This is a genomic window from Kushneria sp. Sum13, from assembly GCF_052692355.1.
This window is the reverse complement of sequence record NZ_CP199847.1, coordinates 1,773,659-1,786,331: the sequence shown is the minus strand read 5'-3', so window position 1 is coordinate 1,786,331 and position 12,673 is coordinate 1,773,659. Positions and strand designations below refer to the sequence as shown.

Here is a 12,673-nt window from a genome sequence, read left to right as displayed (position 1 = left end):
TCAAAGAATCTGACAGACTGACACTCGTGGGAAGCAAACCAAGATGATGACAAAGACATGGATGGGCGTGGCCGCGCTGACCCTGATGACAGGGTGCGTCTCCGGGCAATATATAGTGGATGATCAGGTCTCCGAGAGCCGGGAGATTCATCCCGTGCAGGGAGCGGATGGCAACTATCTGGGGTCCTTCGCGGTACGCAGGCCCTACACGGAAGTGACGCCCATGCAGCTTGAGCAGTGTCTGAATGCAAGCGTTGAGCAGCGTCAGGTCACTCTTGCAGCCGGAAAGCTGCGTCAGTTGACAGACCAGAGTGATGAGATGGCCTTTAATGGCATGTCCGATGATGGCAATAACGAAGTGTCGGGCGTTACTGGCGTCACGCACTACGAGGGACGTGATCTGGCCTATCGGCTGGATATTCAGCGTCTGCCGGAAGCCAACTATTATTATTTCGACCGTCTCGGTGAAGCGAGCACCGGGCAGGATAATCAGTTTGCCCCGATTGGCGCCTGGAGCAGCGCCGCACCCCTTCAGGCAAGCCAGGGGTTTGAAGCGGTTGCCGATCAAATGCAGTCCTGTCTGGAAAAGGTCGCCAGTAATACGCCGGGCGAAGACCCGACCGGCTGGCAGCCACAGCCCTGACCCTGATGTCCGGGGCAATCTCCCTTGAAAAAAGGGCCTCTTCCCAAAGAAGAGGCCCTTTTTATATGCCGGACGGATAGGTGAATCGGGTTAGAACGCCACAATCTGCTCCAGGAATCGAGGCCCGAGCGCCGGCTCCATGATCAGGGCAAACACGACGCCGTAGGCAGCCCCCCACAGGTGCGCGCTGTGATTGACGTTATCGCCCCCGCGACGGCCGGCATAAATCGACCAGCCGGTATAAACAATGGCAAAGACAATGGCCGGTACCGGAATCACCAGAACATAAAGCGTGGTCCAGGGGGCGGCCAGAATGAAGGCAAACAGCACGGCTGACACGGCCCCTGAAGCCCCCAGACTTCGATAGTTCGGGTCATGGCGATGCGCCAGATAGCTGGGCACGATGGCGGCAATGATGCCGCCCAGATAAAACCCGATAAAGCCGGCCACACCGATGTAGGAAACAAAAAAGCGCTCGATGGCGCGCCCAAAGAAAAAAAGCGTAAACATGTTGAAAAAAAGATGCGCGCTATTGGCGTGCACGAAGCCGTGGGTCACGAATCGATACACCTGACCTCGCACCACGGCCGGCGGCCAGAAAAGCAGCTTCTCAATCAATCGGTGATTGGTAAAGCAGGGGATGGAGACCGCGCAGGTCACCGCAATGAGCAAAAGCGTCAGCGTCATGCCTTTCTCGCCTTGAGGATGAGATGGGTTTGATCATAACGCAGAGCACATCGCTGTGCGCGTGTCGCTGGCAGGTGTTCCTGTGGTCAGTCTCTGTCTGTCTCGTTTATGCTGAAAGCCGGCATCACGACAAGACCAATAACGATCCGGAGGCACCCATGAGCGGCTATCACCATGATATCGGCAGCAAACGCTACCGCTTTGAAAACCTGAAAACGCTGATGGCCTGCGCCACGCCCGAGCGCTCCGGCGATCAGCTGGCAGGCATTGCCGCGAAGGACAGCGAGACACGGGCTGCAGCGCAGCTGGCGCTGGCGGAAGTCCCGCTCACGCAATTTCTCGAAGAGATGCTGGTGCCCTATGAAGACGATGAGGTCACGCGCCTGATCGTTGATGGCCATGACCGGGAAGCCTTTGGGCGCATTGCCCACCTGAGCGTGGGCGAGTTTCGCAACTATCTGCTCTCTCATGAAGTCGACAGTGATGTGCTGGCGGCCCTGTCGCCGGGGCTGACCCCTGAAATGGTGGCCGCCGTGGCCAAGATCATGCGTTTGCAGGATCTGGTGCTGGTCGCGCGCAAATGTCGAGTGGTCACGGCCTTTCGCAATACGATCGGGCTGGAGGGACGGCTGTCGACCCGGCTACAGCCCAATCACCCCACCGATCATCCAACCGGCATTGCGGCCAGTATTCTGGATGGGCTGCTCTACGGCAACGGAGATGCGGTGATCGGCATCAATCCGGCGACCGACAATACCGGCGCGGTCGTGACGCTTTTGAAGATGCTCGACGACATCATCAGCCATTACGAGATTCCCGCCCAGAGCTGTGTGCTCACTCATGTCACCACCGCGATCGAGGCCATCAACCGCGGCGCACCAACGGATCTGGTCTTTCAATCGATTGCCGGCACTCAGGCGGCCAATCAGGGCTTTGGCATCGATCTGGCCCTGTTGCAGGAAGGCCAGGACGCGGCGCTATCGCTGGGGCGCGGTACGGTCGGCAATAACGTCATGTACTTTGAAACGGGTCAGGGCAGCGCGCTGTCGGCCAACGCTCATCACGGGGTCGATCAACAAACACTTGAGGCGCGGGCCTACGCGGTGGCGCGTCGATTCAATCCTCTGCTGGTCAATACGGTCGTGGGCTTTATCGGGCCCGAGTATCTTTTCAACGGCAAGCAGATCACGCGTGCAGGGCTGGAGGATCATCTCTGCGGCAAGCTGCTGGGTGTGCCAATGGGGTGTGATGTTTGCTATACCAATCACGCCGAAGCCGATCAGGATGACATGGACGCCCTGTTGACCCTGCTGGGCGCCGCCGGCTGTAACTACGTGATGGGCATTCCCGGTTCTGATGACATCATGCTCAATTATCAGACCACCTCCTTTCACGATGCCCTTTACGTGCGAGAGGTGCTGGGGCTGCGCGCGGCACCCGAGTTCGAAGCCTGGCTTGAGACCATGGCGATCACCGACCGGAAGGGCAGAATCATCGTGGATCAAAGCCTGCCAGCCCCCTTTGCCCATGCCCTGACACGAGCGAACTGATCGGAGAGCCACCATGACAGACAAGTCACAGCCCCCCGAGACAGGCACGCCGCGGACGGTGATCACCAACCCCTGGCAGCCACTGCGTGAGCACACCGATGCCCGTATTGGGCTCGGTCGTGCCGGCGGCAGCCTGCCCACCGCGCCACATCTGGCCTTTCAGCTGGCCCATGCCCAGGCACGTGATGCCGTTCATCTGGCACTCGACACCGAGAAAATGATGGCCGAGCTCGAATCGCGGTTTGACAGCGTCGTTCGCCTGCACAGCCAGGCAGGAGATCGCAGCGAGTATCTGCGTCGCCCGGATCTGGGGCGACAGCTCAGTGATGAGAGTGTGGAGCAGCTCACCGGCATGAACGTCGCGCAGTGCGATCTATCGATCACGGTTGTGGATGGTTTGTCGGCGCGCGCCGTGCACGAACATGCCGCAACGCTGCTGGATCACCTGATCCCGGCATTTGAATCGCGCGGCTGGTCGGTGGGGCCGGTAGCGCTTGTCGAGCAGGGGCGTGTGGCCATTGGTGATCCGGTAGGCCAGGCGCTGGGGGCGCGCATGGGGCTGGTGCTGATCGGTGAGCGGCCGGGACTCAGCTCACCGGACAGTCTGGGCGTCTACTTCACCTGGGGCCCGCGGGATGGTCGGCGCGACAGCGAGCGTAACTGCATCTCCAATATTCGCCCGCGTGGCCAGTCGTTTGACGCGGCGGCAAAACTGGTCCTGTATCTGCTGGATGAAGCCAGCCGCCGTGAGCTTTCGGGCGTCGAGCTCAAGGACGACTCGGTTGTGGACTCCGAGCTGGGGGACGGCAATCAGGGTAATTTCCTGCTGCCTCGGGATCAAAAGTCCTGAACCGGCGTTACCGAATCGGCCGATGTCAAAACATCCTCCGGCATCGGCCAGCGGGACCAGTCAATTGCTGCCTCGACGTGATCGGCCAGTCGGTCGATTTCCCTCATGCGATGGGCGTCGTAATCAAAATGCGCCGGTGCTGCAAGCCCGGCCCATGCCAGCAGCACGTTCAGCGTGGCCGGATGATCGAACACCCCGTGCAGGTAGGTGCCCAGAATCTGACCATCCTCGGAAATGGCGCCATCCAGCCGGCCGTCATCAAGCGCAAATACCCCGAGGGAAAGACCTTCGCCCAGACTTTCGCCCACATGAATCTCGTAGCCCGTAACCGGGGCCCGCGCCTCACCCAGCAGGCAGTGCCCGGTCACGCGATGCAGCTGCTTGGTGGCCTTGAGCGTCGTGGAAAGGTTCAGCCAGCCCAGGCCCGCACTGCTGCCGGCCGAGCCTTCCACGCCGTCCGGGTCGTCAATGTGTGTGCCCAGCATCTGATAGCCGCCGCAGATACCGATGATCCGGCCACCATAGCGCAGGTGGCGGGCAAGTGCCGCGGACCAGCCCTGCTCACGCAGCCAGTCCAGATCGGCGCGAACGTTCTTGCTGCCCGGCAGAAGGATCAGATCCGCTGTGTCGAGCTCTTCAGGACGGCGCACAAAGCGCACATTGACCTGGGGGTGCAGGCGCAGGGCGTCAAAGTCGGTGTGGTTACTGATGCGCGGCAACAGGATGACCACAATGTTGAGCCCGTCCGCAGCGCCGGTACTGTCACCGGCGCGGGACAGGCCGTCTTCGGCTTCCAGGTGCAGGTCTTCAAGCCAGGGCACCACGGCCAGCACCGGCTTGCCGGTACGTGCCTCGAGCCATTCAAGGCCGGGTTTGAGCAGATTGATGTCGCCACGGAAGCGATTGATTACCAGACCCACGACCCGCTCGCGCTCCGAGGCGCTGATGATGTCCAGTGTGCCCACCAGATGGGCAAATACGCCCCCGCGGTCAATATCGGCCACCAGAATGACCGGGCAGTCGACGGCTTCGGCAAAGCCCATGTTGGCCAGGTCATGGGCGCGCAGGTTGATCTCGGCGGCGCTGCCGGCGCCTTCCACCACAACCCTGTCATAGCGATCAACGAGCCGCCCATGGGCCGCCACAACCTGTTTCAGCAGTTGAGGTTTATAGGCGTAGTACTCGGCTGCTTTCATGTGGCCGATGGCCTGACCCGCCACAATGACCTGAGAACCCTGATCGCAGGTGGGCTTTAACAGCACCGGATTGAAATCAACGTGGGCGTCCACTTCGGCCGCCATGGCCTGTACCGCCTGGGCGCGGCCGATCTCGCCACCATCCACCGTCACGGCACTATTGAGGGCCATGTTCTGCGGCTTGAAGGGGGCAACCCTGTGCCCGCGGCGCGTCAGTATCCGACACAGGGCGGTCACCAGCGCACTCTTGCCGGCATCCGAGGTGGTGCCCTGAACCATCAGGGTGCGGGATGCCCGAAAACGCTTCGGCTGACTCATGATGCACGTTCCTCCTGCTCGTCGATGCCCAGCAGCAGGTCGCGCAGGCGTTCGTGATACTGCTCGGGAGACTGCCACAGGCCTCTGGTGATGGCCTCCATCAGCGTCTCGCCCATTTCCTTGAGTGCCTGCGGATTGTGATCGTTGAGAAAACGCTGATTGTCCGGATCCAGTACCAGCGCATCGGTAATCTGTTCGTACTGGTAGTCACTGACCAGCGCCGTGGTGGCATCCCAGGCAAAGAGATAATCTACACTGGCCGCCATCTCGAAAGCACCCTTGTAACCGTGGCGCTGCATGGCGCTGATCCACTTTGGATTGGTCACCCGTGAGCGCATGACCCGGTTGAGTTCTTCCTTGAGGGTGCGCATGCGCGGGCTGGCGGGGTTGGCGTGATCGCCGAAATAAAGCGCGGGCGTGGCACCCTGCTGGCGGGCAGCGGCGCTCATGCCGCCCTGAAACTGGCTGTAGTCGCCGGAATCGAGCAGGTCATGCTCACGGTTGTCCTGGTTCTGGACGATGCCTTCAAGCGTTGAGAGCCGTTTTTGAAAGGCCGCCATGGCAGGCTCTCCATCGACTTCCTTGCCGTAGGCGTAGCCGCCCCAGTTGACATAGGCGCGCGCCAGATCCGCCTCATCCTGCCAGTGGCCGTTATCCAGCAGCTTCTGCACGCCGGCCCCGAAGGTCCCTGGGCGGGCGCCAAAAATGCGAAAGCCGGCCTGGCGCCGCGCGGTGGCCTCATCGACGCCTTCCGCCAGCAGTGCCTCGCGCCGTGCCTCGACGTTAGCGGCGATGGTGTTGCCATTGCCGGGCTCGTTGAGATCGACAAGCTTTTGCACCGCGCTGTCATATAGCGCCATCAGCCCCGGGAAGGCGTCGCGGAAAAAGCCCGAGACCCGCAGGGTCACGTCTACTCTGGGGCGGCCGAGCAGAAAGCCCGGGATGATTTCAAAGTCGATCACACGCTGTGAGCCCGAAGCCCAGATCGGGCGTACCCCCATGAGGGCAAAGGCCTGGGCGATGTCATCGCCCCCCGTGCGCATGGTGGCGGTGCCCCACACCGAGAGTCCAAGGCTTGTCGGATAGTCGCCATGCTCCTGAAGATGTCGCATGACCAGCGCCTCGGCCGATTTTTGCCCCAGCGTCCAGGCCGTTCTGGTGGGCATGGCGCGACTATCCACGCTATAGAAATTGCGTCCGGTGGGCAGGGTGTCGAGTCGCCCGCGGCTGGGCGCGCCGCTGGCGCCTGGTGGCACGAATTTGCCTGAAAGGCCATCCATCAGCGCCGAGAGTTCATTGTCCACGCTTTGATGCAGGACCGGCAGCAGCGTCTCGCACATGAAGTGGATCACGGCGTGCGTCCGGGGCCAGTCAGCCTCACAGGGCAATCCGGCCTCCGAAGAAAGCACGTGCTGCTCGATCAGCTGCGCGCCAAGAAGTTCCAGGCGCTCGCGAGTGTGCGCTGAACTGCGCCAGCTGGTGGCCTCCAGATCGGCGAGGCATTCAGGCCATGGTCCCTGCCAGGGCCGGGCTTCAACGGCCAGCGGGTCGAAATCTTCATGTATTTTAAAAAGCCCCAAATCCCTGGCCATCGCCTGCAACAGGCTTTGCTCGTGGGGCTTACTGCCCCGCGACAGGCGCACCAGCGCCATAAGGGTGTCACGCAGTGAGGCATGTTCGGGTAGCTCGCCGAGCACGTGCAACCCGTCACGAATCTGAGCCTCCTTGATGTCACAGAGATAGTTGTCCAGCGCGTCCAGCAGGGTCTGATCGTCTTCCAGCGCTTCATTGATCGAAGGCCTTGTGCCTGCACTGGCTGAAGGGGACAGGCTCAGTTCCTCAAGCACATGGGTATGGCGTACCCGCTCGATGATCGCCTCGCGCAGGAACTGCTCGCGGCGCTGATCCAGGCCGAGGGCCTGATAATACTCATCGGTCAATCGCTCGAGTTCGGCCAGGTCATCATGGATGCCGGCACGCGTCATGGGCGGCATCAGGTGATCGATAATCACGGCCTGCGTTCGACGCTTGGCCTGAGCGCCTTCCCCGGGATCGTTGACGATAAACGGATAGAGATGCGGCATGGGACCCAGCACGATATCCGGCCAGCAGGTTTCTGACAGTGCCGTACCCTTGCCGGGCAGCCACTCGAGATTGCCATGCTTGCCGACATGCACGAAGGCATCGACGCCATAGACGTGGCGCAGCCAGAAATAGAACGCCAGGTAGCCGTGGGTCGGCGGCAGGTCCGGGTCGTGATAGGCCGCGTTCTGGTCGATATCAAAGCCGCGCGCCGGCTGCACGCCGACAAAGGTCTCGCCCAGTCGCATGCCGGCAATCATCAGGCGCCCCTGACGATAGAGCGGATCATTTTCCGGGGTGCCCCATCGCTCAAGTACGGCCTGCTGACAGACGGCGGGCAGGTGCGCGAAATGCTGACGGTAGGTCTCAAGCGCCAGGCTCTGTGCCGCCGGCCGGGTCTCGATGCCGGTCGCGTCATTGGTCACGGTCTGCGTCAGCCATTCGATCAGCGCCGTCGGGTCGTGGGGCAGGGCCTGTCCGACCGGATAGCCTGTCTCGCGCAGGCGATGCAAAATGTTGAGCGTCGAGGCCGGCGTATCAAGTCCCACGCCATTGCCGATACGAGCATCGCTTGAGGGATAGTTGGCCAGCACCAGCGCAATACGCTTGTCCTGGTTGGCTTTCTCGGCAAGCCGGACCCAGCGTCGGGCCAGCTCGGTGACAAAGCGGGCGCGTTCCTCATGAAGCTGATGAATCACGATATCGTGCTGACAGCGCGTGGAGTGATAGTGCGCTGACTTGAAGGCAATCGGGCGGGTGATGATACGTCCGTCCAGCTCCGGCAGGGCGACCTGCATGGCAATATCACGCGGCCGGAGCCCAATGGGCTGCGCCTGCCAGTCCTCGAGCGTGGTACCCACCATGATCAGCTGCAAAATGGGGATGTGGCGCGTCCAGGGGTGCTGATAGCCGGCATGCGTGGCATCAGTACTGCCGGCCAGCGCAAAGCCGGTGGTGTTGAGCATGATCGAGGCATTGCTCTGCTCGATCAGTTCATCAAGGGTGTCCAGACACAGGCGTTCCTTGAGCGAGGCCACGGCGACCGGTAATACGTTGAAGCCGCCTGCTTCCAGAATACCGATCAGGCCGTCGAAAACGCTGGTGTTGCCCTGCTGGAGATGGCTTCGGTAAAACACCAGTGCTGCCACCGGACGCGCCGGCTGCCAGTGCGCCTGCCAGTCAGCCAGAGTGACGTGACCGGGAGAGGCGTTGTGATCATCGAGCGGGGCGTGCAGAACTACTCGCGGCAGCGGTTGGGGCTCCCGCCATGTCCGGGGCCGATCCAGGAAGCGATCATCCAGCCAGGCGAGCAGGGCGCGGGTATTGTCGATGCCGCCTTCACGCAGATAGCGCCATACCCGGCGTGCGTCCTGATAGCTGACCGTGCCGGCCTCGAGCAGGCTTTCATCCTCGACGTCTTCACCGGGCACCACGATCAGTGTGCGGCCATCCCGCTGTGCCCACTCCTTTAACTGCTCAAGACCATAGGTCCAGTAGGAAGCGCCACCCAGCAGGGAGAGCACCACTACGCGGGCGCCCTTTGGTGCCTCATCGCCCCGGCTGTCCAGCACCCGGTCGCGATAGAGATCAAACGCGGCGGGTTTTAACAGGTTCATCCAGTTGGCCAGGCGAATACTGGTGTCGTGCTCGACGTCATCGGCCTCGATCACGGTGGCCAGCAGGGCCAGGGTGCTGTCAGCGGCGGACAGCATCACCAGTTCGGCAGGCGACTGACCGAGATCGACAATGCCATTGTCATCGCTGAACCCGCCGGGCTGGGCGGCGAAAAGGTGCATTCATCACACTCCGCTACGGGGCTTTCAGGTTTTCGGCGCTGGCTGATATCAACCAGTGTGTTCGTGGTGCTCGGCTTCGGACAGTGCGGCCTGCAGGCGATCACGATCCAGACCCTTGCCGATCACTACCAGCCGGGTCTGGCGCGTCTCGTCGCTGCGCCACGGCCGGTCGAAGTGGTGAGTGAGGCGGTTGCCCACGGCATGCAGTACTTGACGCATGGGCTTGTCGACATCGACAAATCCCTTGACCCGATAGATGGTCTGCTCGATCAGTGCCTGCTCCAGCGCTCTGACCAGGGTGGGGCTGTCCACGCTGCCCAGCGTCACCACGCAGGAATCAAAATCATCGTGGGCATGATGGTGTTCGCGCCCGTGAGCGTGATGATCATCATGATGGGTGTGAATGTCGTCGGCCCGGCCTTCCGAGGCCAGCTGCAGACCCATAACGGCAGCCACATCCACTTCGCCATGCGTGGCCCAGAGCGTTTTGACCCGCTCGGGAAGCTCCCCGCGTAGCTGTTGCTCCACTACCCGGCGCGCCTCGTCGTCCAGGGCGTCGCCCTTGCTGATGATGACGAGATCTGCCGAGGCGAGCTGGTCATCGAGCAGCTCCTGCAGGCTCGGATCATGATCCAGACTCTCGTCGGCCTGACGCTGCGCCTCGATACGCTCATGATCATGAGCGACCCGTCCGGCGGCCAGTGCCGGGCCATCAACCACAGTGATGACGCTGTCGACCGTGCAGAACTGTTTGATGTCGGGCCAGTTGAACGCCTGTACCAGCGGCTTGGGTAGTGCAAGGCCCGAGGTCTCGATCAGGATATGATCGATCTGGTCGCGTCGCTCGACCAGCTTTTGCATCACCGGTAAAAACTCCTCTTCCACGGTGCAGCAGATACAGCCATTGGCGAGCTCGAAAACGCCCTGTTCGCGCTCAACGGCATCTTCCTCACAGCCTTCAATCTGACAGCTGCGCACCAGCTCGGCATCGACATCCAGCTCGCCAAACTCGTTGACGATCACGGCGATACGCTTGCCGCCGGCGTTGCGCAAAAGGTGTGACAACAGCGTGGTCTTGCCGCTGCCGAGAAAGCCGGTGACGACGGTAGCAGGGATCTTGTGCAGCTCGGGGCGTGATTCGATAGAGGACATGAGGTTCTCCTGACAATAAAAATTATTCGGCAAGGGCGGTCATTGACGCTGATACCGCCAGCGCACAGGTGGCCTGCGCGCACTGTTGCCGGTTAATGAGCAGTCGGGCCGACGTGCCCATCTGCTGGCGGATGGCGGCCAGTGCTGCAGCCTCGGCGACACCGGGCACGCCATGGAGGCGCCAGGTGGTGTCGCTGACATGGCTCATGGCGGGCTCGCTGTCTCTCAAGGCCTGCGCCGGCAGGGCGATCAACGGGCAGCGCCAGGCTTTTGCCAGTGAGGCGATGGCCGTTTCATGCTGGCGGCCCGCCAGGGTTGCCAACAGCGTGATCTGGCCCGGCTGTGCCCTGGCCATGGCCAGTGTGGTCATGGCCAGTGCCATGAGTGCGTCAGGTGGGCAGTCGCGTCGGCAGCCCACCCCCATGGCGATAGGACCGACCTCAGCGGACATGCGGGCCTCGAGCATTCTGCTCCAGAGAGCGTGTGGTTTCTTCTGCGCCCAGCAGGGCTGCGATGGCCTCGGGATTGGAGGGAAAGAACAGATGCAGATAGCTGGCCGTGAGTCGGCCTCGGCGGAAGATCGCCTCGCCCGGTGCCGGATGGCTGGCGCGCCGACCGTGCGCGATCGGTGTCAGCGTGTCGTGACTTCGCGAGTGATGGTGAGCATGCCCCCGAATCTCGCCTTCCGGCAGGGGCGCACTCTGCATGCCCTGACAGCCCCGTTTGGTGCGCATTTCGCCATGTCCTGGCAGCACGCCGGCCATGGGATGGCAGGTGCCGTGCTGGTCGGTCAGGGTCTGCTGTAGATAGAGCATGCCACCGCACTCGGCCAGAATCGGCAGGCCGCGGGCATCAAGGTCTCGAATGGCCTCGCACATGCCATGATTGGTGCCAAGCGCTGCAGCATGTAGTTCCGGATAGCCACCCGGCAGCCACAGCGCATCAAGGTTATCCGGGAGCGTCGCGTCATGAAGTGGTGAAAACCGGCAGAGCTCGGCGCCCATGGCTTCCAGCAGTCGGGTATTGGCCGCGTAGATAAAGCTGAAGGCAGCATCCTCTGCAACGCCGATCCGTTGGCCGCTCAACGCTTGAGGCGGCGTGTCGATATTCTGCGGTTTGAAGGCGACAGCCGGGGGCAGTTCGGTCAGCTTTTGTCCTTCAAGGAGATCGGCGGCGGCATCGAGTCGGGCTTCCAGCGACAGATTGTCAGGATCATCCTGCTCGCCGGGCTGGACCAGACCCAGATGACGCGAGGGCAGGGCAAGGTGCTCTTCTCGGGGCATGGCGGCCAGCAGCTGGACATCGTCGGGCAGGCTGTCTTCGATCAGCTGGCGGTGTCGCTCGCTGCCGAGTGCATTGGCCACCAGACCATGAAAGGTCATTTCCGGACGATAGCGCGCCAGCCCCAGCCCGATGGCGGCGACGGTCTGGGCCATGCCGCGGGCGTTGATGACACAGGCCACCGGGATATCAAAGGCAACCGCCAGATCGGCACTTGAGGGCGTACCGTCATGGAGCCCCATGGCGCCTTCGATCAAAATCAGATCTGCTTCAAGGGCGGCGCGATACAGCTGCTCGCGACAGAAGGCGTCGCCTGCCATCCATAGATCAAGGGGCTCAACCGGCGCCCCCGAGGCCAGCGCCAGGATCTGTGGGTCCAGATAATCCGGCCCGGTCTTGAAGACCACCACTCGGCGGCCCTGACGGCGGTGATAGCGCGCCAGCGCGGCGGTCATGGTGGTCTTGCCCTGACCCGAGGCCATGGCAGAGAGGAACAGTGCGGGGCAGTACGCGATATCCTGCATCAGTATTCGATCCCCGCCTGCGCCTTGACGCCAAGTCGGAAGGCATGGCGCTCGTCGTGAATGACACTGATGGTATCGGCGATGTCCTGAATCTCGCGGGCCATGGTGCGCCCGGTGATCATCACGTTTTGATGCTCGGGACGCGCCTTGAGTGCCCGGGCGACCTGCTCGGCATCAAGATAGCCGTACTTGATCATGTAGGAGAGCTCATCAAAGAGCAGGAAGTGATACTGCGGATCACCGAGCAGTGTCTCTGCCAGTGCCCAGGCCTCCTGAGCAGCCTGGCATTCCCGTTCGGGGTCGCGCACTTCCCAGCTGAAGCCATGGCCCATGACGTGGAAGTCGACCTGCGGGTGGTCGTTGAAAAAAAGATATTCGCCGGTGGCGCGTCGCCCCTTGATGAACTGGATCACCGCGCAGCGCTGACCATGACCCATGGCGCGTGCCATGGTGCCAAAGGCCGAGCTGCTCTTGCCCTTGCCATTGCCCTTGAGCACGATCAAAACGCCGCGCTCCTGATCGGCGCGAGCGATACGCTCATCAACGATGCGCTTTTTGGTCGCCATGAGTTGCTGATAGCGATCGATGCCCTGA

At 61.9% G+C, this 12,673-nt stretch carries 10 protein-coding genes; 3 read left to right on the top strand and 7 right to left on the bottom strand.

Annotated elements, in window-relative coordinates:
* The first annotated feature begins 43 nt into the window (after positions 1-43).
* Positions 44-643, top strand: a complete 600-nt coding sequence (locus ACUN8C_RS08450) for a hypothetical protein (RefSeq protein ID WP_445621764.1) — start codon at positions 44-46, stop codon at positions 641-643.
* Positions 644-733: 90 nt separating this feature from the next.
* Here ACUN8C_RS08450 and ACUN8C_RS08445 read toward each other — a convergent pair whose 3' ends face one another.
* Positions 734-1,330, bottom strand: a complete 597-nt coding sequence (locus ACUN8C_RS08445) for a rhomboid family intramembrane serine protease (RefSeq protein ID WP_445621763.1) — start codon at positions 1,328-1,330, stop codon at positions 734-736.
* Positions 1,331-1,488: 158 nt separating this feature from the next.
* Between ACUN8C_RS08445 and ACUN8C_RS08440 the strand changes: the two genes are divergently transcribed.
* Both ACUN8C_RS08440 and eutC read left to right on the top strand, forming a co-directional pair.
* Positions 1,489-2,880, top strand: a complete 1,392-nt coding sequence (locus ACUN8C_RS08440) for an ethanolamine ammonia-lyase subunit EutB (RefSeq protein ID WP_445621762.1) — start codon at positions 1,489-1,491, stop codon at positions 2,878-2,880.
* Positions 2,881-2,893: 13 nt separating this feature from the next.
* The gene (gene eutC, locus ACUN8C_RS08435; protein ID WP_445621761.1) at positions 2,894-3,730 is read left to right on the top strand and encodes an ethanolamine ammonia-lyase subunit EutC; all 837 of its coding nucleotides are present in this window, start codon (positions 2,894-2,896) and stop codon (positions 3,728-3,730) included.
* Here eutC and ACUN8C_RS08430 read toward each other — a convergent pair.
* The 6 genes from ACUN8C_RS08430 to cobO are packed head-to-tail and all read right to left on the bottom strand — an operon-like array spanning position 3,718 to position 12,645.
* The gene (locus ACUN8C_RS08430; protein WP_445621760.1) at positions 3,718-5,244 is read right to left on the bottom strand and encodes a cobyric acid synthase; all 1,527 of its coding nucleotides are present in this window, start codon (positions 5,242-5,244) and stop codon (positions 3,718-3,720) included. The two genes, eutC and ACUN8C_RS08430, sit on opposite strands and share 13 nt — an antisense overlap.
* Entirely contained in the window at positions 5,241-9,122 is a 3,882-nt protein-coding gene (gene cobN / locus ACUN8C_RS08425) for a cobaltochelatase subunit CobN (RefSeq protein WP_445621759.1), read from the bottom strand. Before cobN ends, ACUN8C_RS08430 begins: the two co-directional genes overlap by 4 nt.
* A 48-nt stretch (positions 9,123-9,170) precedes the next feature.
* Positions 9,171-10,274, bottom strand: coding sequence for a cobalamin biosynthesis protein CobW (cobW, locus tag ACUN8C_RS08420; RefSeq protein WP_445621758.1), 1,104 nt, complete (start codon positions 10,272-10,274; stop codon positions 9,171-9,173).
* Positions 10,275-10,296: 22 nt separating this feature from the next.
* Positions 10,297-10,725 (bottom strand): cobalamin biosynthesis protein, encoded by a 429-nt coding sequence (locus ACUN8C_RS08415; protein ID WP_445621757.1) that lies wholly within the window; start codon positions 10,723-10,725, stop codon positions 10,297-10,299.
* Complete coding sequence (locus ACUN8C_RS08410) at positions 10,715-12,079, bottom strand: cobyrinate a,c-diamide synthase (RefSeq protein WP_445621756.1); 1,365 nt, start codon at positions 12,077-12,079, stop codon at positions 10,715-10,717. The genes ACUN8C_RS08415 and ACUN8C_RS08410 overlap by 11 nt, the downstream gene beginning before the upstream one ends.
* Complete coding sequence (cobO, locus tag ACUN8C_RS08405) at positions 12,079-12,645, bottom strand: cob(I)yrinic acid a,c-diamide adenosyltransferase (RefSeq protein WP_445621844.1); 567 nt, start codon at positions 12,643-12,645, stop codon at positions 12,079-12,081. Before cobO ends, ACUN8C_RS08410 begins: the two co-directional genes overlap by 1 nt.
* Positions 12,646-12,673: the final 28 nt, after the last annotated feature.